Below are 24,383 nucleotides of genomic sequence, written 5' to 3'. Positions count from 1 at the left end.
CCAGCCCTCAGGCCGGAAACGCAGCCGTGAACGTCGTGCCTTCGCCCTCACGGCTGTCCACCGAGATGGTGCCGCCCGCATTTTCCACCATTTTCTTCACCATGTACAGCCCCACACCCGTGCCCTCCACGTGGGTGTGCAGGCGCTCGAACAGCTGAAACAGCTTGGTTTGCTGCCACTCGGCCAACCCCAGGCCATTGTCCTGCACGCGGAGGACGTGCCGGTCGCCTTCTGCCCGGCAGCTCACGCGCACCACCGGCGGCCGGTCCGGGTGATGGTACTTCAGGGCGTTGCTGACCAGGTTATACAGAATGCTGCGCAGGTTCTTTTCCGACATCATCATCGTGGGGCACCCCTCAGCATCAACACGTATTTGCCCGCCTGTTTCGGTGAGCAGGGGCCGCAAGTCCTGGCGCACGTCCTCGAGCAACGGCAGCAGCGGCGTGGCCGTGGGCGGGTGCGCAAACTCCATCTGCAGCTTGCTTACCTCCGTGAGGTGGGCAATGGTGCGGGTGAAGCGCTCCACCGAATCCTGCATGCGCGTGAGCACGGGCAGCAGGGTCTCGTTGGTGCGCAGCTCGGCGGGCAGCAGGTCGCCCAATAGCAGCAGCAAGCCTTCGATGTTGCTGATGGGCGCTTTGAGGTCGTGCGAGGCCGTGTAAATGAAGTTATCCAAGTCGCGGTTGGTGCGCACCAGCTGCTCGTTGGTTTCCTTCAGGTCGGTGATGTCGATGGCCGAGCCCACGTAGCCGTACAGCTCGCCACTGGCATAATAGCTGGGTGCGCCCTGGGCCAATAGCCAGCGAAACTGCCCATCATGGCGCAGCATGCGGTGTTCCAGCTTGTAGCGAGAACCGGCGCGAATGGTTTCGGCGAGGGTGTCCTGGGCCTGTTGCAGCTCGTCGGGGTGCATGTACGGGCCCCAGCCAGTGGCCTCATACTCCTGCTGGGTCACGCCCACAAAGTCGGTAAAAGCCCGGTTGATGTAGCGAATGGTGCCATCTGGGTTTACGGCCCACACCATGTTGGGAGCCGCGTCAGCCAGAATGCGGAAGCGCTGCTCGCTTTCGTGCAGGGCCTCGGTGTAGGTTTTCTGCTCGGTGGTGTCCTGGGCCACGCCCACCACGGTAGCCGGCGCACCCGCCGCATCGCGCGACACCCGGCCCCGGATTCTCACCCACCGCACTTGTTGGGTAATCGCATGGATAAACCGGACTTCGTACTCAAATGCCCCGGTTTTCACGCCCAGCTCCAGGGCCTGGGCCCGTTGCGCCAGGTCATCGGGGTGGAACACCGAGAGGTACCGCTGACGGCTCTGGGGCCCGTCGAAGCCAAAAATCTCGTTGAAGCGCTGGTCGGCCACGATTTCAAACGTGGTAAACTCCGTTTCAAACACGCCCAGGCCGCCTACCTCAATCGCCAGCTGGGCCCGTGCTTTTTCGGCTTCTATTTTTCGCCGGGCCCGCACCTGTTCCGTTACATCAATGGCCACGTGAATAAGGCCCGTTACCTGCCCGCCTTCGATGAGCGGGGTGTAGGAGACATTGTAGTAGCGCTGCTCCAGGTCGCCGGTATCGCCGGGCATTATCACGGGCATTTCGCTGCCCCGGAAAGCTTCCCCGGAGGCCGTCACCTCCTTGGCTATTTGCAAAACAGCCTCCGACTGCAGCTGGGGCAGCACGTCCACCATGGCTCTGCCCACCACTTCCTCGGCTGTTTGGAAACCCATGAGGTGCAGCATGGGCGCATTAATGCTTTCGATGACCAAGTCGAGGCCGCGGGTAAGCGCCGTGGGCACGGGCGACTGCTCCACCAGCGCCCGAAAGCGGGCTTCGCTTTCTTCGATTTGCTGCAACGCCTGCATTTCCGTGTTCACGTCCATCGCCGTGTTGTGAATGCCGTAGACCTGGCCTTGCTCGTCGCGCAGGGGTTTGAAGGTGAACGTGAAATACGACGTCCGGGGTTGGCCATCGATGAGCACGGTGGCTTCCTGCCGGACACCGGTATAGGGCTGGCCCGTGGCGTACACCTGTTCCAACCGAGAAGAAAAAGGCTGGTCGTCCAATTCCGGCAAGGCTTCCCGAAACGACTTCCCTACTACGGAAGCGTCTTTGCCCCAATACATCAGCATAAGCGCGTTGGCGTGCTGAATTCGCAGGTCGGGGCCCACATACAAGGCCATTGCAATCGGCGATTCCTCAATGAGCGTGCGGTAGCGCTGCTCGCTGGCTACCAGTTGCTGCTTGGCCGCCACCTGCTGGGTGATGTCGCGGGCAACGGCGAACAAATGGGGCTGCCCGCTGAGGGTGATAGGCCCTAAACTCACTTCTACCGGGAAGCGGCTGCCATCCCGGCGTTGGTGTATCGTTTCGAAGGGCGGCAGGGAACCTTGCTGCTGCACACGGGCAAACAGGGCCTGGAATTCGGCGGCCTGGTACAGAGGGTCCACGTCGGGCACCCGCAAGGTCTGCGCCTCCTCGGCCGTGTAGCCCCAGCGCTGGCAGGCCAGTTCGTTGAGGTAGGCAAAAGAGCCGTCTTCGCGCATGAGGATAAAGGCATCGAATGCATTATCGCTCAATACCTTAAACTTCTTCAGCTCTTCGTTGGCCACCCGCAGCCGGGCGAGCCCTTCCACGTTTATTTCCTCGCCAGCGCGGTTCAGCTCGGTCAGGGCATCGGCCCGCTTTCGTTCGTCTTCCAGGGTGCGCGCCCTGGTCATGGCTGTGCTCACGGCCGCCACCAAAATGTCGTAGAAATGCGTGTATTCGGCATCCAATGCCCGGCGGGCACTCACGCCCAGCACCACGAAATAAGCGGGCTGCGCGGCGTCGGCCCGATAAAGGGGGTACACCAGTGCCGTGTGCGGGGCCTCGGGGTACGGGCCGCTGGCAAAAGCGCCGAACGCGGCCGCCAGCGCTTCCACCCGCTGGGCCTGGCCGGTAAGCGCCGCTGCGGCCAGCGGCCAGGCAGCAGCGGCATCCTGGGCCAGGCCAACCGTAGCCGGCGCCAGCGCCCCCGCGCCTTCCAGCCCAACCTGGCCCTCCAACCGGGCCACCAGTTGGCCGTCGGGGGATGTGGAATACAGGGCCACGAAAGGCAGGTCCAACGCGAATTCCCGCAAGGTGTCCAGCAGCAAGCCGGCCGCTTCCTGCTCGGTTTGCGCGCCGCTGGTGCGCTCGGGCACGGCACGGAGAATGTTCAGGCGGCGCTCGGCCAGAGTTTGCTGCGTGAGTTCGGTAACGGGGTGAAACAAGCCGCCCACGCCACCCGACTCGTCGAGGATGGGGCTGAAGGAAAACGTAAAAAAAGTTTCTTCCAGGTACCCATACCGGTCCAGAAACATGCGCTGGTTTTCCAGAAAGCGTGTTTGTCCGGCCGCGGCCTGCTCAAACGCCTCGCCAATTACCTCCCAGGCCGAGGCCCAGCACTCCTTGAAATCCTGGCCCAGCGAAGTGGGGTGTTTGTCGGCGCACAGCGGCAAATAGCCGTCGTTGTAAATCTGAATTCGTTGCGGCCCCCAGGCAATGTTAATGGGGAAATTGGAGGCCAGGCACAGGCTCACCGTTGTGCGCAGGCTTTGCGGCCACCCTTCAATGGCCCCGAGCGGCGTGGTCGACCAGTCTTTGGCATAAACCAGGTCGGCCATGGGGCCGCGACCGGTCAGAGAACCCGACGAGGGCATGGGAGTGGCCGACGAGGAAGCGTGTGGCATAAGAACAGCAGGCGGGATTAGTAGCGAAGGGGGGCACTTGATATAACGATACGAATATTTGGCCCATTACTCAGCCGCTGCTAAACTTACTCATAATATCCCAGGCGCGTTTGCCTGCAATGTGCCTCTACACCCATCGCCTGCCGTTTGCAACCGCCATTCTGCCGGCTCCTGCGCTTATCATTGCTTCTCTCCAGTTCTGCCCTTTTATGCAGTTGTTGCCGCATACCAGCATCGGCCAGCACAATACCGTGCCTGCATAAGGACCCACAGCGGTAGGCCATCCCGGAGTCGTTTCAAGAGGGCCGTCCTTGCGGCTTTGCAAGAAGCAGTTTGGGTTAATCGACGAACGATGTAGAGACGCATAGTTGCGTCTCGTCGTTGAACTAGCGTGGTTTCGTGGTCAGTGTACAAACTGAACGACCCCGCCCCTACATCCATTGACCCCAAAACCGCTCTAATATTGTCTTTATCGTTCAACGACGAGACGCAACCATGCGTCTCTACATCGTTTTATTGGCCTTTCGCCATCATTCAAACAGCTTATTAGGCGGCCAGCGGCGTGGGGGGCACCCCGAGCAGCTGCAGCACGCCGACCAATTGCTCGCCGACTTGGTCGATGCGGGTGAGGCCCTGGCGGGCTTCTTCAATTTGCCCGCGGCGGTACTGGGTGGCCAACTCGCGGCCGGTGTTGAGCAGCTGCTGGAGCAGGCGCTCGGCTTCGCGCAATTCGGGTCGGCCGGCGTAGCGGGGCTTCACCTCCGTGCTCAGCCACTGGCCCAAGGCGCTGCTTTGCGGCGAGAACAGGGCCTCGTCGGCCTCGCGCACGCCGTAGAGCACCGAGCGCAGCTGCGACTTAAACAGAATCTGCTTAATACGGGCTTGTTGTAAATCGAGGGTAAGGAAGTCCATGCGTAAGCGAGTGGGCAAGGTCAGAAAAAGCACACTTTCTTACTCAGGAAGTAGCCGGGGGGCGCGCCGTGAGGGCTTCCAGCTTCTTCCGGGCCTGCACCATTTCCGTCACTTCGAAGGCGAATACGAAAATGCCCGCGATTGTTCCATCTTCCCGGAAGGCCTGATAGGTAAAATCGAAGTACCGGTCCTCGGGGGGGGCCGTGGGGTAGCGCTGCAGCCGCGCCAGCACTTCTTTGCCGAAAAACGTCTCGCCGGATTGGTACACGTGGTCGAGCAAGGGCAGGAAGCCTTGCTCCGCCACTTCGGGGATTACCTCCACGATGGGGTGGCCCAGGAACTCGCGGCCGGGTAGCAGCTGCTCGTACAGCGGGTTGGCCAGCTCGAACACGTACTGCGGGCCCCGCAGGATGGCGATGAGGGCCGGGGCCTCCATGAACAGGGTGTGGAAAGTTTCGCGCTGGGACTGGGCCAGCTGGTAGGCCCGGTAGGCTTGGTCGGAGAGAGTAGCCTGCTCTTCGCTGGCCTGCAGCAGCTCCTGCACCATGAGTTTCTGGTCGTGGATGTCGGTGCAGCAGCCCACCCACATAGTGAGTTCGCCGGCGGCGCTGTGGCGCGGAATGCCCAAGGCCAGCACCCACCGGTAGCCGCCATCGGCGCAGCGGAGGCGGTATTCGGTCTGGTAGGACCGGCCCGACTCGTAGGCGCCGCGCCAGGCGGCGGCGGCCCCGGCGCGGTCGTCGGGGTGCACGCCGTCGAGCCAGCCAAACTCGATTTCCGCTGCCAGGGGCTTGCCCGTAAAGGTGAGCCAGCGCTGGTTGAAGTAGTCAGCCGAGCCGTCGGCGCGGGTAGTCCAGACCATCACCGGCAGGGATTCGAGGATGAATTGGGACCGTTCCTGGCTTTCGAGCAGGTCGTGCTGCGTGGCGGCGGCGTGGTGCGGCGCGGTCACGTCTTCGGTTTTGACCAGGATGGCCTGCACCTGGCCCTGCGCGTCGAGCTGGGGGTAGTTGGTGGTTAGCCAGTGCCGCTCTTCCAGCCCGCCGCCCTGCTCGTCGGACCGCGCAATGTCGTAGCGGATGCGGAGCATGGTGTGGGGCGTGGCGTGCTGGCGCACGTGCTCGAAGGAGTCGGCAAACACCCGCCAGTCGTTCTGCTCGGCGCGGGGAAACACGTCGAACACGTTGCGCCCCACAATGGCCCCGCGCTGCCGGCCGGTGGTGGCCAGGTACCGGTCGCTGGCGTCGAGAATGGTGTAGTCGGGCGCCAGCAGCAAATAATCTTCGGGCAGCTGCCACAAGTAATAAAACGTGCCGGGGGCGGAGAGCGAAGGAATCATGGTGCAAATAAAAGAATGCGGGCTGCGGAAACCAATGGACTTGTTACATGCTGCGGAGCCACTCGGCGGCCGGATTCAGGTCTCGGAACGTCATGATAATGATGCCGGCGGCAGTTTGCTCCACGGCCAGCTCGGCCGAGAGCTGGCTGTAGCGTTCGGGCGAGTACACCCACGAGAAATAGCGACAGCCGGCGTCATAGAGCATCGGAAAAAACACGTCGCTGCCCCACTTAGCCGCGTCGGCCCACAGGCCGGTGATGCGCGTATTGTCGTTGAGTACCTTGGTGCAGCGCTCCTGCTGCAACAGCTCCAGCACCTTGAGGGCCCCGGCCATCACGGTGTCGTCGTCGAGGCTGCCGTGCCAGTCGAGGTACAGCCACTCGTCGGTGTAGTCGTAGGAGATGGTGAGGGTGGGAACGTCGTAGAGGATGCGTTGGGCCATAACAGGGTTGAGCTTGACGGAAGTGTACGGCCCCGGCGAAAGCGGGGTTGGGGTAGGCCCGCTATCCCCGGTTGAGCGCGCAAAGCTGCTGGCAGAAGTCGTCCGTGGTTGGCCGCCGGGCGCGTAAGAAGCTGTTCAAGTTAATTGACGAACGATGTAGAGACGCATAATTGCGTCTCGTCGTCGAACGAATACCGCTTTTTTCGTTCAACAACGAGACGCAATTATGCGTCTCTACATTGTTTTATGGCCTTTTACCAGCATTCAAACACCCTCTTAGGGTTTTTGCCGCAGCCATTCCTGGGCCGCTGCTTCCGAGTCGAATAGGCGGTAGACGAGGGCGGCGGCCTTGATTTCGGCCAGGGCCTCGCTCTCGGAAAGGTGGGCAAAGACCTCCTCGGGCACCAGCACGGCCCCGTAGATGACCGCGGAGCCGCGCTGCTCGGCCGTGAGCCAGTAGTCGACTATCCACTGTCGCTCCTCGGGGGTGTAGGGCGCCAACTGGCGCTGGTCGCCGAGGAGCTTGTGCCAGCCCCGCAAGGCCAGGAGCTGGCCCGTGTGGGTGAGGAAGGCCTGCAGGTGATGCAGCTTGCGGGGGCCGGGCTCGTAGATGACGTACGCGTAGCCATCGGGGTGTTCCAGAACGCGGCCGACGGGGTTGTTGAAGTAAATGCGTAAGGCGGGCTCAGGCATAGCAAACAGGTAACGGGAGAACAGAAATGGAGAGGGCCGTAGAAGCATCCAGCGCGCCCATGCTTAAGTAGTCGTTCAAAATCAAACGGGTTGCCAGTTGCTCGTTGTCAGCCAACAAATTATCAAGCAACTAACAACCGATTATTACTACCTGACAACTCACAATGCAGCAGTGGCGGTTCATCGATTGTGCCGAAACGTCGTGCTGCAGGGCGTGTACGCCAGACAAGCCCAAAAGGCTGGCTGTTTTCGAATTGCTAAACAGCGGCAACGAAAGCTACCTTCGCACGGCTGCCCACCCGCTGGTTTTTCGAGGCAGCCAGCCCACTCCGCAACCACAACTTCTACTACGTGCACTACCCCGACTTTGAAACCCGCTGGCTGAAATCGGGCGGCGCGGAGCGGGCCAACTATGGCCTGTTTCTGACCGACCTCTGCGACTTGCTGGGCGTGGCCCGGCCCGATGCCACCACCGACGACCCCGCGCACGATGCCTACGTGCTGGAGCAGGCCGTGACGTTTGGCAACAGCGGCGGCAAGGCCAGCACCGGCCGCATCGACTTGTACAAGCGCGGCTGCTTCGTGGTCCCTAAAAAACGAAACCCCGGCTGCGCAGGCAGCCAGGGTTTCAGAGAAGCAGAGGCGCCAGCACCTCCGGCCGTGGCCTAGCGGCGGCCGATGCGGTCGGGAATGCCGTCGCGGTCGCCGGTCACGTTGCCGTCGGCGGTGACCGAGCCGCCGCGCATCAGCAGGATGCCGGCCAGGTGCGGGGCGGCCATCGACGTGCCGCTCAGGGTTTGATAGGCGCCGTTCATGAAGGTTGACTTGACGTCCACGCCCGGCTCGCACCAGTCAACGGGCGGGTTGCCGAAATTGGAGAACGAGGCAAAGGCGTTGTTGCGGTCCATGGCCGTCACCGTGTACAGGTTTAACCCGTTGGCGCGCGCCGGCGACGAGCCGGTCGCGGAAGCACTGGCATTGCCGGCAGCCACCGCCACGAACACGCCGCGGGCGGCCAGGTTCACCACGGCATCGTCGAGGGCCTGGTAAATGCTGCCCGACAAGCTCAGGTTGGCCGCATCGCCGGGGCGGGCGGTGGCTGCCACGTAGTCCACGCCCTGAATCACTTGGCTGATGGAGCCGCTGCCCTGCGCGTTGAGCACTTTCACCGCCACGAGCGTGCAGCCGGCGGCCACGCCCACCACCCCGATGGTGTTGTTGCGGGCGCCGATGGTGCCGGCCACGTGCGAGCCGTGCCCGTTGTCGTCGTCGGCCGAGCCAAACCCGGGCACGAACGAGCGCGAGCGCGGCTGGTCCACCAGCAGGTCGGGGTGGTCGAGGTCGATGCCAGTGTCAATTACCCAAGCCGTTTTGCCGGTGCCGTCGCCCGCGCCCCCCACCCGCGTGATGCCGTAGGGAATTTCCTGCGCCGGCTGCGAAGGCGGCGGCGGCGAAGACAACAAGGGGCTGAACAAGAACAGGCCGTCTTGGTGCACGTACTTCACGCGGGGGTCGTTTTGCAACAGCAGCAGCTGCGCCGCCGACACGTTCTTCACTACGAAGCCCGTCAGGGCATCGGAGAAAGTCGCCACTACCGGCAGCGTGCCGAGCCCGAGCCCCCCCAGCAGCCCGGTAGCCACTGTATTCACGGCCGCCAAGCGCAGCTCGAAAGTGGCCCCGGCTACGGGCGTGTTCAGCACCACGATGTACTGCCCGGCAATGGGCACGTCGGGGTTGGAGCCCACCATGCCCGAAGCCAGGCCCCCGCCCGAAGCAGCGGGGTCCGGGTCGGTGTTTTTACTACAGGAAACCAGGCACATGCCCCCCACGAGGGCCACGGCCATTGTCCGTAAGGAACTGGAATAAAACGACTGCATAAAAGATACTTGGGATTGAAATGAAACGTCAGCATTTGCTGTCAGGCCTCTACGCATTTAACCTCGGCAGTGGTTTTTACCCTGCAAAAAGAAATCACTGTTTTGGCTCGTAGGGGCGGGGGCTTTTCACCTTAACACAAAAGCTGTTCAGGAAGTCGTGAGACGGTCGTGCTCATCTGGCGTCCGCTTGCCGAAGCGTCTCTACCGCTTCGTTGAACGGCCGCCACCGAAGCCCAACAAGCGGAAATCCAGAAGCTGGCCGAACAACTCGACGGCCACCGCAAGCGCCAGCAGGCGCAACACCCCACGCTCACCCTCACCGACCTCTACAACGTGGTGGAGAAGCTGCGCGCCGGGCTGCCGCTGACGGCCAAGGAGCAAGCAACCCACGAAAACGGGCTGGCGGCCGTGGTGCTGGAGCTGCACAAGCAGCTCGATGCGGCCGTGGCGGCGGCCTACGGCTGGGCCCCCGACCTAACCGACGCAGAGCTGCTGACGCGGCTGGTGCAGCTCAACCAGCAGCGGGCAGCGGAAGAAGCCGCCGGCACGGTGCGCTACCTGCGGCCGGCCTACCAGGCGCCGGCGGGTGCGGGCAACGAGCAGCTGTCGATGCGCGAGGGGCTGGCGACGGAAGCCGTGAGCAGCGAGGCGGCCGTAGCCCGGCGCGAGTGGCCGGCGGGGCTGGCGCAGCAGATGCGGGCCGTGCGCGACGTGGTGGAAGGCAGCACCGGAGGGACGCTGACGGCCGCGGGCGTGGCGGGCGCATTTGCCGGCAAGGTGCGGGCCGGGCAGGTGCAGCCGCTGCTCGAGTCGCTGGCCGAGCTGGCGCTGCTGCGGGTGGACGCGGAAGCGCAGACCTACGCCGCGTAACTATTCGGGCCTGGGGCGAGCCAGGCAAATGCAGCGGCGCATGTCGGCAAACGCCGGCATGCCGGTGGGGTGGCATTGGCTGATGACGGCGCTGCTGGCGCTATCTGGCATGGTGGCTAAGGGGCCGGTGAGCGGCTTTGGCGAACCTGGGGTGGCGTAAGGCGACGTTTTTACGGTCCAGCCGGTTGCGTGGGCCTGGTCGATGGCCCAAGCGGCCGGCCGCTTTGCGCATTTGGCCCGTACTTGGGCAATATCAACTGGAACCACCCGACATGACAGCAGCTACCCGCAGCCAGACCCACAAACACCACCGCGACATCGTGGTTATTGGCGCCTCGGCCGGAGGCGTTTCGGCCCTACTGGAACTGGTGAAGGCCCTGCCGGCTGACTTTCCGGCCCCCATTTTCATCGTGCAGCACGTAGCGGCCGACTCGCCGAGCATTCTGCCGCAGCTGCTCAATTCCGTATCGGCCCTGCAGGTGCGGCACCCGCAAAACGGGGAAACCATAGAGCCCGGGGTGATTTACGTGGCCCGGCCCGACCACCACCTGCTGCTGGAGGGCGACCAGGTACTGGTGGCGCGGGGCCCGAAAGAAAACCGGTTTCGGCCGTCCATCGACGCGCTGTTCCGTTCGGTGGCGTACACCTTCGGCCCCCGCGTGATTGGCGTGGTGCTCACGGGGTACCTGGACGACGGCACCTCCGGGCTGTGGAGCATGCAGCGCATGGGCGGGGTGGCCGTGGTGCAGGACCCGCGCGACGCCGAGCAGCCGTCGATGCCCACCAACGCGCTCGAATTCGTGGACGCCGACCACCTCGTGCCCCTGGCCGAACTCGGCGCCCTGCTGGTGCGCCTGACCGCCGAGCCGGCCCCCGCCCGGCCGAAGCTGCCCGCCGACCAGCTCGACCTGCTCAAAATTGAGCTCACCATCGCCAAGCAGGGCGGCGGCTTCGAACTGGGCATCATCGACAAGGGCAAGCTCACGCCCTTCACCTGCCCGGACTGCCACGGCGCGCTCACGCAGCTCATTGAGGGCAAGCTGATTCGTTACCGCTGCCACACGGGCCACGCCTACACCGTCAGCGCCCTGCTGAGCGAAGTCACGGCCTCGGTCGAAAGCCTGCTGTACCAGGGCATGCGCGGGCTGGAAGAAACGAAAATGCTGCTGCACAACATCGGGACGCACTTCGCCGAAACGCAGCAGACGGAGGTGGCGGCGCTGTTCTTCCGCAAAGCCGATGATGCCGGCGAGCAGGCCCGGGTTATGCTCCAATCCATCCACAAACAGGAAGCCTTGAGCGGGGACTTGCAATTCGAGGAAAACAAGCTCCCGTTTTCGGCCGGCTGAACGGCGGGGAATCTTCTGCTACCCGGGTAGCTTCCGTTTGTCCGGCTGGAATCGAAAGAGGAGTTTCTATGGTCTAATCCGTATATTCCCTTGCTTTCTCCTTTCCCACTCTACAAAAGCCCGATAACGTGCCGATTTCAGACCCTGTCCCCGCTCTGTTCCGGCCGCCGACGGCCAACTCCGACGACGCGACCGCGCACCGCCGACGGCTCGACGCGTTGGTGCAGGACGCGCCGGCTTGTCTGGCGAGCTTGTCGGGGCCTGACCTTGTGGTGACGGTGGCAAATCAGCTGTTTCGGCAGCTCTTTGGCAAGCGGACCCTGGCCGGATTGCCCCTGCGCGAGGCGCTGCCCGAACTGCCGGACGAGTCCTTTTTCGCGTTGCTCGGCCAGACGTACGCCACGGGCGCCATTTGCCACAGCCCGGGGGCCGTGCTTTTTCAGGACGCCACTGGCTTGGACCCGCGCGGGCCGGTGCACTTCACGTTCATTGCCCAGGCCGTGCGTGAAATGCCGGATGGGGCCGTTGCGGGCCTGCTGCTGTTTGTGTACGATGTGACCACCCACGTGAATCGCCGGGCGCGAGCCGAAGCACCCGACTCGCCGCCGCTCGTTACGCCCGAGCAGTGGGCTGTGGCCAACGCGCAGCTGGCTACGGCCAATGCGGAATTATCGGCTCTCAACGAAGAATTCTCGGTTACCAATGCGGAGTTGGACGCTACCAACGACGAGCTCCAAGAAAGCAACCGGCAGCTGGCCCGAACCAACGCGACCCTGACGGCCACCAACGCCGACATCCGGGCCCATGCCGACGAGCTGCACCTGAGCCACAAGACCCTGCGCAAGCTCAACCTGCAGCTGGAGGCCCGCGTGGCGGAGCGCACCACCCAGCTGCAAGCAGCCCTGCGCAGCTCGGAGCAGCAGCGCGCCACCATTGCCGCCGTGTTCGACCAGACGCCGGCCGCCGTGGGCTTGCTGCGCGGCCCCGAGCACCGCTTCGACTACGTGAACAACAGCCTTCAGCACCTGTACGCCGACCGGAAACTGCAGGGCTTGCCGGTGGCAGAGGTGCTGCCCGAAGCCGGGCCGCAGGGCTTCCTCGCCCTGCTCGACCGGGTGTACGCCACGGGCGAATCGTATCATGGCCAGGAAGTACCCCTGCTCGAGATGGGACCGCTCGGCCCGCGGAAGCGGTTCTTTGATTTTACCTACCAGGCCTTCCGCGAAGACGGGGCGGTGGTGGGCGTAGCGGTGTGCGCCTTCGACGTGACGGAGCAGGTACGGGTGCGCGAGCAGGTGGCCGTGGCCGTCCTCCGGGGCCCGCGCTACGTCATCGAGCTGGCTAACCCGGCCGTGTGCACCATCTGGGGCCGCACGGCCGAGCAGGTGTTGGGCAAGCCGCTGTTTGAGGCGCTGCCCGAAGCGGCGGGCCAGGGCTTCGAAGAATTGCTGGACGGCGTGCTGGCCACCGGCGAGGCCCACGTGGCCCGCGAGCTGCCGTCCACCCTCCTGCGCAACGGGCAGCTGGACACGGTGTACTGGAACTTCGTGTACCACCCCCTGCGCGATGCGCAGGGGCAGACCACCGGCATCACGGTGGTGGCCACCGACGTAAGCGAGCAGGTGCGGGCCCGGCGCCAGCTCGAACAACTCGGCAAGGAGCTGTCGGTGGCCTACTCCACGCTGCAGGTGGCCCACGTAGACACGGAGCTGGCCAACGCGGAGTTGTGCGAAAGCAACCGCCACCTGGCGGCCGCCAACGCCGACCTCGACAGCTTCGTGTACGCGGCCAGCTCCGCCCTGAAGCTGCCTCTGCTCAACCTGAGCAGCCTGATTGAAGAGCTGCGCCGGGGCGTGACCTTCGCGGACCCTGCCGAAGAAGGCGTGCTGGTGCCCCTGATTGCCAAAACCCTGCGCGAGCTGACCACGACCCTTGACGACGTGGCCGCCTTGGGGCAGGTGCAGCAAGCGGCCCTGGCCCCGGTGGAGCCTCTGGCGCTGGAGGAGATGCTGGAGGACGTGCTGCAGGTGCTGGAGCCGCAGTTACGCGCCGCCCGCGCCCGCGTCACGGTGGACTTTGCGGCCCGCCCCGTGCTGTCCTATCCGCGCGCCACCTTGCGCACCGTCGTGCTCAACCTGCTCAGCAACGCGCTGAAGTATGCCGACCCCGCCCGGCCGTGCCGGGTGCACGTGTCGCTGTGGCTCGATGATGGCGAGCCGGTGCTGTGGGTGAAAGACAACGGCCTCGGCTTCGATGCCGCCGCGCACGGCCCGGAGTTGGGCCAGCTGTTCCGCCGCTTTCACGACCACACGGAAGGCACGGGGGTTGGCCTGTACCTGGTCAACCGCCTGGTGCAGGCCCGGGGCGGCCACCTGGAGGCGGACAGCCGGGTGGGCGAAGGCGCTACGTTTCGCGTGTACTTGGGCGAGAGCCTTTAGGGAGAACGGACTGCTTTGTGGGCAGGGCGCGGGCCGGTTTGGTACAGCTCCCGACCACGCCCTGCCCAGCGGCGACCTTGCTTTTCGACTGCACAAAAACGCTACCGCACCTGCGCGAGCCAGGCCGTGGCTTCGGGCTCGGTTTCGAAGCGGCGGAAATGCATGGTAGCCCCGTTGGTGTCCTGCACAATCTGGCCCATAACGAGGCGGGTGAAAACGTTGTGAGACATGACGACGGCGCCGTACAGCCCCTCGGGGTGCTCGGCGGCGGTGGCACGCCAGTAGTCTACTATCCAGGCAACTTCCTCGGGCGTGTAGGGGTCCAGCAGGCGTTGGTCGGTGAGGAGGCGGTGCCAGCGGTTGAGCTCGAGCAGCCGGCGCGCCTGGTTGAACAGGCTCTGCAGCTCCGGCAGTTTGCGCGGGCCGGCATTGAACTGGAAAATGGCGTAGCCGTCGGGGTGCCCGTAGAGGCGGCCGATGGGGTTTTCGAAGTACAGCCGGGGCGAAGCAGAAGACATGAACGAGAAGAAGGAAAGCCCGGAGCAGGGGCTGCCGGGCCGAAGATAGTGCGGCGCCCGGCCTTGGGAGGGCCGGGGCGTTGCCCGACGGGCTTAGCGCTTGCCGTCGGGGTGCAGCTGCCAGTACAGGAGCTGCGCGGCCGCGGCCAGCAGGGGCTGGTCGGAGGTGCGTTCCTGGCAGCGCTGCACGTCGTAGTGGCACAGCGTGCCAAAGGCCCTGCCCTCCCCGTCGCGGATGAGCACGCCGCAGTAGGAGATAACCGGTGTGTCGATGCCCAGCGCCTGGGGGTCCAGGGCAGCATCCAGAATCTCGACGGGGGCTTCGTGCCGGCCCACCAGCGAGCAGTAGGTTGCGGCCATTGGCGCGTCGGCCCCCTGGCGCACGGCGGGCATGTTTCGGTCAAAGAGCACCTCGCTGCGCAGCATGTCGCCGTCGAAGCGGTAGATGCCCGTGTAGCGGTGCGGGGTGCGCTGGTTGAGGTAGCCCAAGGCCTCGTGCACGCCTTGCTGCTGCAGCAGCGCGGCAAACTCGGCTATCTCCTTGCGCATGGGCTGCTCAGCAGTACGGTTGTCTATGGTCATGGTTAGCGCGGTTTCGTGGCCAGTGCACAGGCGGAACTATGTAGGGGCGGGGCTCGCCCCCGCCCGTCGTTGAAAGGAATCGGTCAACGACGGGCGGGGGCAAGCCCCGCCCCTACATCCACTAGCCCCTAATCCCCCACTAAGGCAATATTAATTGACGGGCGGGAGGTCAGTTCGCAAAGATAAAACCTCCCGCTCTGTCGTACAAGGACACCACGTTTGAGGTCGTCCGGCCGCCACAACGGGCATGCTGCGGCGCTGGCCTACTGGGCCAGCAGCCAGGTAAGGGCCGGGTGTAGCGCGGCGAAACACTGTACTACCAGAGCCGTCTTACCGGCCTCTTCCACCAGCTGCTGGGTGGTTTGGCGGTTGGCCGCCTCGTGCGCCTGCACCACGGCGCAGTGGGAGTAGCCGGCTTCGGCAATGGCGCGGGGCACCCACTCGCGCAACAGCCAGTCGCGGTCTTCGGGCGTGTACGGGGGCATCAGGCGGTGGTCGCTGAGCACCCTGCGCAGCCCACTGCGCTTGAGCAGGTGCAGCGTGTGCTCGTACACGGCCCGCAGGTCCTGGTGGGTAACGGGCGCGGTTTGCCAGTCGATGCGCACGTAGTCGGGGGAGTAGTCGTACACCCGGCCCAACGCGTTGTTGAAATACAGGGTAGGAGAAGTCGGAGCCAAACGAATGAAAGCGGCTAGGGTAAAAGGCAAAATAACTGCCTTAATACGGGGAACAGCCCTTGTCGGCCAGCCGGTAAACGCACTTTCTTTTCTCTTATCGCCCAAAGCGTGGGTTGAGCCAAGCGCCCTGTGCCGGCAGCGCGTACCAGTCCAAGCTGCCGTGCTCACTCGTTCGGGCTCGTGCCATAACCCTGGGGCAGAGGTTGCGGTTGTAGCACCAGATGACGACCTCCCCTTACCACGCGGGCGAACGGCAGGTGCAGCGCCACCTCGGCGAGGAGCAGGTGGCCGACCGCCACGCCCCGGCCATTCGCCCCACCATTCCGGCCAGCGTGGCCGAGCTGCTCCGCCAGCAGCCGCTGGCCATCGCCAGCTCCCTGGATGCCGGCGGGCGGGTGTGGACGTCGGCGGTGCAGGGCACGCCCGGCTTTGCCCGTTGCTCCGTGCCCACGCAGCTGGCCTTGGACCTGGCCCTGCTCGTGCAGGCCCCGGAGGACGTACTGTGGGCTAACCTGGCCCGGCAGCCGGCGGTGAGCCTGCTCTTCATCGACTTTCCCACCAAGTGGCGGTTTCGGGTGAATGGCCGCGCCCGCGCCGCCGCGCCGGGGTGGGTGGTCGACATCGACCAGGCCTTCCTTAATTGTCCCAAGTACCTGCCGGAATACCCCGCCGCCATGCCCGGCGCGGGCGGGCGGTCGGGGGCGCCGCGCACCGCGGGCCCAGGCGCCCCGCCAGACCTGGCCGCGTGGCTGCGCCGCGCCGATTCGTTTTTCGTGGGCAGCAGCGACGGCGCCTTGGCCCTGGATACGGCTTATCGCGGTGGCCCGGCGGGCTTTGTGCAGCTCGAAGCCGCCGGCACCCTGCTGGTGCCCGACTACGCGGGCAACAGCATGTACAACTCGTTGGGCAACTTTGCTTTGTGCGACGCCGCCGGGCTGCTGTTTCTCGACCCGGCCACGGGCCGCGCCCTGCAGCTCACCGGCCGCGCCGAGGTGCTCTGGTCCGAAGGGCTGGGGCCGGCGACGCCCACCGGCGGCCCGGGCCGGCAGTGGCGGTTCACGCCCGGGGCGTGGGTAGAGGCCCCGCTGCCGGTGCTGCTGCCGTTCGGCTAGCCCCGCGCCAAAGGAAACAAACGTGCGAACCAGCCACTTTACCAGGGCCTGCTGCTATAGCCCGCGCAGCTCGAACTCCAGCACTTCACCCGGCAACGAGCAGCCCCAGGCCTCGGCCCGCCGCGCCCGCTACGAGCTCAACGAGCAGTGGGCCACGTCCGCACCGAATACTACTACGCCAACCACAGCGTCATCCGTACCTCCGGTAATTAGCCTATGTCCGTGGCTTTCTCGTTTTAGAGCGGTTTTCAGGCTGCCATACGGGTGTAGAAACGCAACATTCTGCGTCTCGTCGTTGAACGAAATCACCGGACGGTGCTCCTGCGAGCCGTGCAACGACAAGACGCAAAACAGTGCGTCTCTACTCGTTCCAACAACCAGCCATCAACCTGGAACCTGCGCTAAGCTACCCTGCGGCGCCTTGCGTGACGCTGTCGCTTTGACTGCGCCCTGCTAGTGGCCACGCTTTTCTGTAATGGTCACCCAAGGCCGACGATACATTAGCTGGCGCCGTCCTAATGCAACCTAACCCCAGCGGTTCCCGAGCACCCGACCACATGCAGCAACGAATTATTGGGTTCGACCTGGCCCGGGCATATGCTATTTTCGGCATGTTCGTCGTGAATTTCAATTTCAGTTTTGGCTCCCTGGCGGCTCCCACCGGCCCCATGGGCCACTTCCTGAACGTATTCACCGGCAACTCCACGGCCATTTTCATCCTCTGCGCCGGCATGGGCGTGTCGCTGATGACCAACCGCCCGGCCTACCGCCCCGACGAGCAGGCCGCGCTAAAAGCCAAGGTGCTCAAACGCTCCTGGTTTCTCTTTGCCGTGGGCTTGCTGCTGTACCCGTGGTGGTCCGGCGACATTCTGCACTTCTACGGCGGCTACCTGCACGTTGCGGCCTTCCTCTTATTTGTGCCCAAGCGGTATTACCTGTGGGGCGCGTTGCTCGCCGTCGCAGTGTTCCACCTGCTGCTGTTGCTCATCCCCATCGGCACGGGGTGGGACCTGACGACCTACCGGTATGTGGACTTCTGGACACCCCTCGGGTTTTTGCGCAATACGTTGTACAACGGCTGGAACTCCCTATTTCCCTGGCTTTCCTACTTGCTGGTCGGCATGTGGCTCGGGCGCCTGAACTGGCAGCAGGCGGGCACACGGCGCAAGGTGTTTGGGGTCGGCCTGCTCGGGTTTTTCCTCATTCAAGGCCTGCGCCTGCTGGTGCGGCAGGGCCTGTTTTCCGCATTCTGGAGCAACTACCTCATGGCGGAGTACACGCCCGCCTACCTCCCCTTTGTGCTGGTTACCATTGCCTTTGCCCTGATGGTCATCCCCGCTTGCATGACCATCGCAGACCGGTTTCCGACCCATTGGCTGGTGGTTGCCCTGCAGAAAACCGGGCAGCTGACGTTATCCAACTACGTCATTCACCTCACGCTCGGCAACCTGCTGCTGGCCGCTCTCACGGGCAAGCACTACACCGGGCTGCTCGAGGACGAAACGCCAACGGCTCCCGCCTACATTCTGGCGTACGCGGCCGCTTTCTACGCGGCCAGTGTCCTCTTCAGCTATTGGTGGCGCCGCCGGTTTAGCCACGGCCCCCTGGAAGCGTTGATGCGCAAAATCTCCGGTTAAGGGCCGGCGATACCGCTACTCTCCGGCTTGCCGGTACTGCGGCGCCCGGGCTATCCTGAGCAATGAGGGGCCCGGTCCGTGTCGTTGCACTTATCTTTCCATGCCGGCCACCCGTACCCGTTGCCTGGCAAGCTCCTAACCAATCAATTCCCTATTCTAATGAAATACGCTAACTCCTTGTTCCCCGTTCTATTCATCAGCCTGTTCGCTCTGGCCACCACCAGCTGCAAGAAGTGTAAAGACGAAGACCCCCGCGCCCGCATTGCCAACAACGGCACCCAACCGGCCAGCGTGCAGGTCAAGACCTCCGGTGGCAACACCGTCAACATCAACAACGTGGCCGCCGGCGCCACCTCCGACTTTGCCAACTACGCGGCCGGTCAAACCACCTTCACGCTCAAGGTCAACAACGTCGACTACGTCAAGACCACCGATGTCAGCAAGTGCCACGAGTACACCGTGGCCATCGACCGCAACAACGTCATCACCGTCACCGACACTGACCGCAACGACTAGAGCGGTTTCGTGGTCAGTGCACCGGCGGAACGATGTAGGGGCGGGGGCAAGCCCTACCGGGTACGACCCCGTCCCTACATCCACTAACTCCGAAACTGCTCTAAGAAGCTATTTGAGTTAATCGACTAACGATGTAGAGATGCAACTATGCGTCTCTACATCGTTTTTATGGCCTTTCACCATCATTCAAACAGCTTCTAAAGCCGCGTCTCTACTTGTGCCAACGGTACTCGGCGGGTCGAATCCCCCGGCGCCGTGCTCACCGGCGTACCAAAGGGCCCCACGCACCGCCTAACACGAGCAGCTACGCCAGCGGCCACCTGCGGCGCCCAGGGCCAGGCGGCCTTCGTGGCCGCCAGCCGGTGCCGGGCTAGCGGATGCGCGTGAGCGTGACATTCTGCGGCGCGGAAATGATTAGAGGCACTTTTTCCACTTTCACCGAGCTGGTGTCCAGCCCGAAATACTGCACCTCTGAGGCAATAAACTGCCGGATGTAGAAGTAGGCCTGCATCACCACCTTCTCCATAAAGGGCAGCTCGTTTTCCACGCTCAGAAACTTCTCCAGCACCACAAACCGGAAGTCCCCCGTTACGTTCTGCTTGCTTAGCGACTCGTAACGCGAGGTAATGTCCACCTCCTTGTTGCGTACCAGTTCCTCAATCACTCGGCGGAAGTATAAATTCAGGCGCTGCTCCACCCGGAAGCCCAGCCGGAAGGTGATTCGCAGCACGTCGTTGGGCGCAATCTCCGTCACCTTGTACTCCATGGTGTACGGCTGGTCGGTGTTTTCCACGTGCACAAACCAGTAGATGTCGGCCCGCTTCGGCCGCTTCTGAAAGATGGAGTAAACGATTTTCTGCTCTATCTCGGAGGCCCGCTCGGCCCCGCTCAAAAACACTAGGTGGGTGGCGTACTTTGGAATGGTCCCGTCGTTGCTTAGCTCAATCAACTTGTTGGCGTAGGGCTCCAGCTTCACAAAGTCGGTCAGGCGCCGCTTGATGAAGTGGGCCCGCAGCCACACGTACATCACCGCCATCAGCGTGCCGCCAATGGCCAGCGACACCCAGCCCCCGTGCGGGAACTTGGCCATATTGGCCACCAGAAACGCCCCCTCAATAATGCCGTAGAGCACCGCAAACCCGACCACCAGGGGCTTGGCCACCCGTTTGGCCAGCAGCCACGCCGTGAGCAGGATAGTGGTCATGAGCATGGTCAGCGTGATGGCCAGCCCGTAGGCTGCCTCCATGTTCACCGACTCCCGGAAGTACAGCACCACCGCGATGCAGCCCAGCAGCAGCAGGCGGTTCATGCTCGGCACAAACAGCTGCCCCTTCACGTCGGTGGGGTAGTTGAGCTTCACCTTGGGCCACATGTTGAGCCGGATGGCTTCCGCCACCAGCGTAAACGAGCCCGTTATCAACGCCTGCGAGGCAATAATGGCCGCAATGGTCGCAATGCCGATGCCGATGAGCAGAAACCACGACGGCATCAGGGCATAGAACGGGTTGCGGCCGTCGAGCTGCTGCCCCTGGTGCTGCAGCAGCCACGCGCCCTGCCCCAGGTAGTTGAGCAGCAGCGCCGATTTCACGAAGGTCCAGCTAATGCGGATGTTGCCCTTGCCGCAGTGGCCCAGGTCCGAATACAGCGCCTCGGCCCCCGTGGTGCACAGAAACACCGAGCCCAGCAGCCAGAACCCGCTCGGGTACTTCACCAGCAGCTCGTAGGCGTAGTAGGGGTTGAAGGCCTTGAGAATCGCGGGGTTCTGCACTATCCACATCCCGCCCAAAATGGCCAGCATGCTGAACCACACCAGCATAATCGGCCCAAACGCCTTGCCCACGATTTGCGTGCCGAAGCTCTGCACCACAAACAGCCCCGCGATGATGGCAATGACAATGGGCACCGTGGGAATGTCCGGGTACACGGCCCGCAGCCCTTCCACCGCCGACGACACCGAAATCGGCGGCGTAATCACGCCGTCGGCCAGCAGCGACGCCCCGCCCACAATGGCCACCGCCGCCAGCCACTTGCCCCGACGCCGCACCAAGGAGTAGAGCGAGAAAATGCCGCCCTCGCCGTTGTTGTCCGCGTTCAGCGTCAGCAGCACGTACTTCACGGTGGTTTGCAGCGTCAGCGTCCAAATCACGCACGAAATGCCGCCGAGCACCAGGCTGGCTTCCACCAAATCCGGCACCCGCCCGTTCTTCAGAATCGAGGCCATCACGTACAGCGGCGAGGTCCCAATGTCGCCGTAGATAATGCCGAGGGCAATGAGCAGGCCGCCGGCTGAAATGGCGGTATGCGGATGCTTGTTCGCCGTCAGCGTATGCGGTTCGTCGGTCAGCGGGTGTCGTTTTTCAGCCATAAGGGAGCGAGGTACTATAAAATCAGAAGGGGTAATCGGTACAAGCCGGTTTGCATTACAGCTGACTCACCAGCAAACCTACATTACCCTTGCTGATACGCACCCCACGCCATGTAGGTAGCGCCCCGCAGCACAAGCACGCCCTAGCTTTTCAGAGCAGTTGGCTGCAATTCCTCGCCGTGCCACCGCAGTGTCATGCGAACCGGGCAGTATCCGCGCCGGTTACCAGCGGCCAGCCGCAGATAAAACTGCACGCTGATGGTGCGCTTGTAGAAGGTCGGAGCTAGCATCGTTTTGGCCTTTATACCAGGTTTTGTCCCGGTTTATGTCCCGGTCTGAGCCATAGTTAATCGGAGATACCCGCAGATGCAAACTACAAATGTGCCCTGAAAGGCCTGAAAACGAAGAATGCCCGCCCTAACCGGCGGGCATTCTTCGTAATGGCGCTCCCTCCTGGGTGCTAAAAAGAGTTGAATACGCTCTAAAAATGCATTAAATGGCTATTCCGCCCTGGTTTTCGCCCTGGCAAAGTAGAGGGCCTCTGATGCGGTCTGAGGCTCCCTGCAGGGACCGAAGCTTATTCCACCCGGCCCCGGATACTATCTGTTATCTTCCATAGGCCGCGAAAAGCCTCTCCCGCTACGGTCAGGCTACCAGCCCAAGTTGCGCAAATCTAAGCTGCAGCAGTGCCAAGTAGCCCGCCTTTAGCTCCGACGGCAGGAAACTTTCCGCTAACAGCTTTTCCCATGCCGGCCGGGCCCGGACAAACTTCGAAAACAGCCCCGTCATTACTTTCTCATCCACGCCGGCCCGCTGGCCCGCCATGCGAAAGTCCTCCTGCCGCAGCTTCTTCTTTTTGCCGTTCAGCGTCAGAGCCAGTTCTTCTGTGTCGGCCGGATTCACCAGCGCCGTGGCCACCAGGTCGTAGGCAGGGGCCAGCCCGTAGCCCAGGCCCGGCGTGTGCAGCAGGGAGAAGTTCTTCAGGTGCATGTCGGCGTTGCCCGTCAGGAAGCTGAATAACACCAGCTCGTAGAAATTCACCACGTCCAAGCCGGGGTTAGCGGAGAAGGTGCGCAGGGCTTTGGCTATCTGCTCGTGCGAGCCGTCGTACTTATTCTCGGTCAGGCGTTCGGTCAACTGGCACATGTCCTCCATGTGCAGCTTCTTCCCTTTTCGGCGGTCAATGCGCCGCGTCACGTAGGCCAGGGCTCCATCCTGCAGCCGCAGCAGCCCGTGCGGCACGGTGGAGATGCGGGCCAGCGCGGCCAGGTGCATGGTAGCGTCCTCCACTTCAGGCAGGTGCGGGTAACGCGAGGTTGGCGGCTTCAGAATGTACTCCCCGCCCAAGGCTCCCACGATAGTCAGCCGCGCGGGGCCATCAGTAGCGCTGCCCGGCACCAGGGACAGGGAAAGCTTGGGCTGCACGCCCGTCACCGTCATGTGCTGACGTACGATTGTCTCGGCTAGGCCCAGCATCTGCGTTTCCGTATAGGGAAAGGCTGGCGGCGTAGCCCTCCCGAACAGCTTGCGGCTGCAGGCCGGGTGATAGTCCAGCTGGCCATCTGCCAGCTGCTTGTAGCAGTACAGACAGCGGCTCATACGTCGTCGGGGCTAGGTAGTGGGTGGATGCTCACGGCACCGATGCAGTCCCGGCAGCAGGCCAGCAGCAGCCCCATCCGGTCGCGCACGTTGAGCTTCCAGTTCCGCTCGGCTACGTCCAGTAGCCACCCCTCGGGAATAAGCCCGTCGAAGAACGAAAACAGCACCCGTTCCACGTAGGGCTGCTCCCGCAGCGGCAGCGTCAGGCTCACCGGCTCCGCAGCAGCCCACGCGAGGTAGTCAGGCGTGTAGGCAAAGGTGTAGCCCTGCTCATCCTGCTTCAGATGGCCCGCTACCTGGTCGTGTATGTGTACTTCCGCCTGGCGCATGGCTTATTCCGATTCGGGTAAAGGCAGCACCGGCACCGGCCCCACTTCGTGGCCAAACAGCTGCAGCACGGCGTTGACCTTGTCCAGCCGCAGCGTGCCTTTGCCCTGTTCCAGGTCGCGCACAAAACGCAGACCCACTCCCGCCTTAGCCGCTAGGTCAGGCTGCGAAAGCTGCAGCTGACGGCGGCGCTGCTTTACAAAAGAAGCCAGTGGGTCAAGCATAACGAATACCCGAACGGGTATAATTAGCAGGCAAGAAGAGTATACTATACCTCAACGGGTATAAATATAGCACATATGCGAGCAATTATACCCAATAGGGTATAATATTCCTCACACCATGCACCCTCTTAGATAACGTCGGCATAGAAAATCCGCACCACCTTCCACATAAAGCGAATGTCCTCACCGGCCACCGGCAGGCTGCCGGCGTTAGGGTTGTCGGCGTGCAGCACCAGAATACCCCGCTCCAGAATGTCGTTGCTCTTCACCCGCTTAATGGTAAGCTGGCTGCCAAAGGCCACCACGTAGACCCCACTGGTGACATATTTCACATCGGACAGCGGCACCCGCACGCCCACCACCTTCATGCCGGAGCGCAGCTGCGGCTCCATCGAGTCGCCGTCAATCTCAAAGCCCTTCGTGCCCGGCTTGCGCATCTCCGGCGTCGGGTCATAGATGCGCACGATGTCCAGACTTTCAAACTGGCCCACTTCCCCGCCATCGTCCATCAGGTCCAGGAAGCTGCCGCGCACCTTGCAGCTTACGAACTCGATGTCCAGATAGTCGCCCTCTTCCAGGCCGGCCAGCATCTTCACGTTACCGCCCACCGGACTGTATTCTTCCATCGGCCCGCTGCCAAACCACAGCCAGTTGCGGCTGATATCCAGCTTGGAAATGATGGCTTCAAGTACCTCCGTGCTCGGCTGATGCCGTCCCCCCTCCAACTGGGCCACGGTGGGACGGGCAATTTCCAGTAAGTCAGCCATTTCCTGCTGCGTCAGTTCCCGCGCTCTGCGTACGAATTTCAACCGTTCCGCCATGGTCAGCGAAGGTACTGGTTGAATTGAGCTAATTTTTTTGCCTTCAACTGTGCTCATTTTGCAACATTTGGTAAGTATTACCTACATTTGGGTCATTCAACAGCACCCAAAGGTAACGCTATTCATCCAAAATGCAACCACTTGAAACCACAGCCCCCGCGGCTGACTTGCGGGCCCTGCTGCCCCACGGCGCAATATCCAGTATTGCCCGCTCCCTGAACATGTCCCACGCCGCCGTTTCCAAGGCCCTGCACAAGGCCCGACCGGCTCATCCCGCGGTCGCGGAAGCCGTGCGCCTCATCAAAGAGGCCGGCAGCCAGGCCGTGCGCCAGGACCTCGACCGCCTCACTCAATAAGCTCACTCATACCTAAA

23 protein-coding genes are annotated in these 24,383 nt (G+C 63.1%); 8 read left to right on the top strand and 15 right to left on the bottom strand.

All coding sequences use genetic code 11. From position 1 onward, the window contains the following. Nucleotides 1–7 precede the first annotated feature (7 nt). From ABD837_RS05170 to ABD837_RS05150, 5 genes are all read right to left on the bottom strand, one after another. Nucleotides 8–3,712, bottom strand: a complete 3,705-nt coding sequence (locus ABD837_RS05170) for a PAS domain S-box protein (RefSeq protein WP_345051125.1) — start codon at nucleotides 3,710–3,712, stop codon at nucleotides 8–10. Nucleotides 3,713–4,258: 546 nt separating this feature from the next. Further along, a complete protein-coding gene (locus ABD837_RS05165) occupies nucleotides 4,259–4,624 on the bottom strand; it encodes a CZB domain-containing protein (RefSeq protein ID WP_345051123.1) in 366 nt (121 codons plus the stop codon). A 43-nt stretch (nucleotides 4,625–4,667) separates the two neighbouring features. After that, complete coding sequence (locus tag ABD837_RS05160) at nucleotides 4,668–5,963, bottom strand: PAS domain-containing protein (protein WP_345051120.1); 1,296 nt, start codon at nucleotides 5,961–5,963, stop codon at nucleotides 4,668–4,670. A gap of 43 nt (nucleotides 5,964–6,006) precedes the next feature. Then, on the bottom strand, nucleotides 6,007–6,405 hold the full coding sequence (locus ABD837_RS05155; RefSeq protein ID WP_345051119.1) for a hypothetical protein: 399 nt from the start codon (nucleotides 6,403–6,405) through the stop codon (nucleotides 6,007–6,009). 276 nt (nucleotides 6,406–6,681) lie between these two features. Further along, on the bottom strand, nucleotides 6,682–7,098 hold the full coding sequence (locus ABD837_RS05150; RefSeq protein ID WP_345051117.1) for a hypothetical protein: 417 nt from the start codon (nucleotides 7,096–7,098) through the stop codon (nucleotides 6,682–6,684). 351 nt (nucleotides 7,099–7,449) lie between these two features. Here ABD837_RS05150 and ABD837_RS05145 point away from each other — a divergent pair, with 351 nt between their 5' ends. Beyond that, nucleotides 7,450–7,767 (top strand): type IIL restriction-modification enzyme MmeI, encoded by a 318-nt coding sequence (locus ABD837_RS05145; protein WP_345051115.1) that lies wholly within the window; start codon nucleotides 7,450–7,452, stop codon nucleotides 7,765–7,767. Here the strand turns inward: ABD837_RS05145 and ABD837_RS05140 are convergent. Continuing rightward, a complete protein-coding gene (locus tag ABD837_RS05140; RefSeq protein WP_345051111.1) occupies nucleotides 7,764–8,942 on the bottom strand; it encodes a S8 family serine peptidase in 1,179 nt (392 codons plus the stop codon). The two genes, ABD837_RS05145 and ABD837_RS05140, sit on opposite strands and share 4 nt — an antisense overlap. A 366-nt stretch (nucleotides 8,943–9,308) precedes the next feature. Here ABD837_RS05140 and ABD837_RS05135 point away from each other — a divergent pair, with 366 nt between their 5' ends. The 3 genes from ABD837_RS05135 (at nucleotide 9,309) to ABD837_RS05125 (ending at nucleotide 13,632) form a co-directional block, all read left to right on the top strand. Further along, entirely contained in the window at nucleotides 9,309–9,845 is a 537-nt protein-coding gene (locus ABD837_RS05135; protein WP_345051109.1) for a hypothetical protein, read from the top strand. A gap of 272 nt (nucleotides 9,846–10,117) precedes the next feature. Beyond that, complete coding sequence (locus tag ABD837_RS05130; protein ID WP_345051108.1) at nucleotides 10,118–11,194, top strand: chemotaxis protein CheB; 1,077 nt, start codon at nucleotides 10,118–10,120, stop codon at nucleotides 11,192–11,194. A gap of 128 nt (nucleotides 11,195–11,322) precedes the next feature. After that, on the top strand, nucleotides 11,323–13,632 hold the full coding sequence (locus ABD837_RS05125) for a PAS domain-containing protein (protein WP_345051105.1): 2,310 nt from the start codon (nucleotides 11,323–11,325) through the stop codon (nucleotides 13,630–13,632). A 101-nt stretch (nucleotides 13,633–13,733) separates the two neighbouring features. Here the strand turns inward: ABD837_RS05125 and ABD837_RS05120 are convergent, their stop codons facing one another. The 3 genes from ABD837_RS05120 to ABD837_RS05110 form a co-directional block, all read right to left on the bottom strand. After that, entirely contained in the window at nucleotides 13,734–14,150 is a 417-nt protein-coding gene (locus ABD837_RS05120) for a hypothetical protein (RefSeq protein WP_345051103.1), read from the bottom strand. A gap of 93 nt (nucleotides 14,151–14,243) precedes the next feature. After that, the gene (locus tag ABD837_RS05115) at nucleotides 14,244–14,732 is read right to left on the bottom strand and encodes a hypothetical protein (protein ID WP_345051100.1); all 489 of its coding nucleotides are present in this window, start codon (nucleotides 14,730–14,732) and stop codon (nucleotides 14,244–14,246) included. A 263-nt stretch (nucleotides 14,733–14,995) separates the two neighbouring features. After that, nucleotides 14,996–15,439 carry a hypothetical protein gene (locus ABD837_RS05110; protein ID WP_345051098.1) on the bottom strand — a complete coding sequence of 148 codons (444 nt, stop codon included), beginning with the start codon at nucleotides 15,437–15,439 and terminating at the stop codon, nucleotides 14,996–14,998. 191 nt (nucleotides 15,440–15,630) lie between these two features. Here ABD837_RS05110 and ABD837_RS05105 point away from each other — a divergent pair, with 191 nt between their 5' ends. The 3 genes from ABD837_RS05105 to ABD837_RS05095 all read left to right on the top strand — a co-directional run bounded on the left by ABD837_RS05105 (nucleotide 15,631) and on the right by ABD837_RS05095 (nucleotide 18,674). Beyond that, nucleotides 15,631–16,521 carry a pyridoxamine 5'-phosphate oxidase family protein gene (locus ABD837_RS05105; RefSeq protein ID WP_345051095.1) on the top strand — a complete coding sequence of 297 codons (891 nt, stop codon included), beginning with the start codon at nucleotides 15,631–15,633 and terminating at the stop codon, nucleotides 16,519–16,521. Between the two features lie 557 nt (nucleotides 16,522–17,078). Beyond that, nucleotides 17,079–18,158, top strand: coding sequence for a DUF418 domain-containing protein (locus ABD837_RS05100; protein WP_345051093.1), 1,080 nt, complete (start codon nucleotides 17,079–17,081; stop codon nucleotides 18,156–18,158). 159 nt (nucleotides 18,159–18,317) lie between these two features. Continuing rightward, nucleotides 18,318–18,674 (top strand): hypothetical protein, encoded by a 357-nt coding sequence (locus ABD837_RS05095; RefSeq protein WP_345051091.1) that lies wholly within the window; start codon nucleotides 18,318–18,320, stop codon nucleotides 18,672–18,674. Nucleotides 18,675–19,044: 370 nt separating this feature from the next. Here ABD837_RS05095 and ABD837_RS05090 read toward each other — a convergent pair whose 3' ends face one another. From ABD837_RS05090 to ABD837_RS05065, 6 genes are all read right to left on the bottom strand, one after another. Next, nucleotides 19,045–21,039, bottom strand: coding sequence for a KUP/HAK/KT family potassium transporter (locus ABD837_RS05090; RefSeq protein ID WP_345051088.1), 1,995 nt, complete (start codon nucleotides 21,037–21,039; stop codon nucleotides 19,045–19,047). A 143-nt stretch (nucleotides 21,040–21,182) separates the two neighbouring features. Next, the gene (locus ABD837_RS05085) at nucleotides 21,183–21,329 is read right to left on the bottom strand and encodes a hypothetical protein (RefSeq protein ID WP_345051086.1); all 147 of its coding nucleotides are present in this window, start codon (nucleotides 21,327–21,329) and stop codon (nucleotides 21,183–21,185) included. Between the two features lie 355 nt (nucleotides 21,330–21,684). After that, a complete protein-coding gene (locus ABD837_RS05080; RefSeq protein WP_345051083.1) occupies nucleotides 21,685–22,638 on the bottom strand; it encodes a HipA domain-containing protein in 954 nt (317 codons plus the stop codon). Next, the gene (locus ABD837_RS05075; protein ID WP_345051081.1) at nucleotides 22,635–22,967 is read right to left on the bottom strand and encodes a HipA N-terminal domain-containing protein; all 333 of its coding nucleotides are present in this window, start codon (nucleotides 22,965–22,967) and stop codon (nucleotides 22,635–22,637) included. Before ABD837_RS05075 ends, ABD837_RS05080 begins: the two co-directional genes overlap by 4 nt. 3 nt (nucleotides 22,968–22,970) lie before the next feature. Further along, nucleotides 22,971–23,189, bottom strand: a complete 219-nt coding sequence (locus ABD837_RS05070) for a helix-turn-helix transcriptional regulator (protein ID WP_345051078.1) — start codon at nucleotides 23,187–23,189, stop codon at nucleotides 22,971–22,973. 128 nt (nucleotides 23,190–23,317) lie between these two features. Beyond that, complete coding sequence (locus tag ABD837_RS05065; RefSeq protein WP_345051076.1) at nucleotides 23,318–24,010, bottom strand: XRE family transcriptional regulator; 693 nt, start codon at nucleotides 24,008–24,010, stop codon at nucleotides 23,318–23,320. Nucleotides 24,011–24,141: 131 nt separating this feature from the next. Here ABD837_RS05065 and ABD837_RS05060 point away from each other — a divergent pair, with 131 nt between their 5' ends. Further along, a complete protein-coding gene (locus ABD837_RS05060) occupies nucleotides 24,142–24,366 on the top strand; it encodes a hypothetical protein (RefSeq protein WP_345051074.1) in 225 nt (74 codons plus the stop codon). Nucleotides 24,367–24,383: the final 17 nt, after the last annotated feature.

Origin of the sequence: Hymenobacter glaciei (assembly GCF_039539585.1) — a bacterium.
Classification (GTDB): Bacteria; Bacteroidota; Bacteroidia; order Cytophagales; family Hymenobacteraceae; genus Hymenobacter; species Hymenobacter glaciei.
This window is presented reverse-complemented; position numbering and strand designations above follow the sequence as displayed.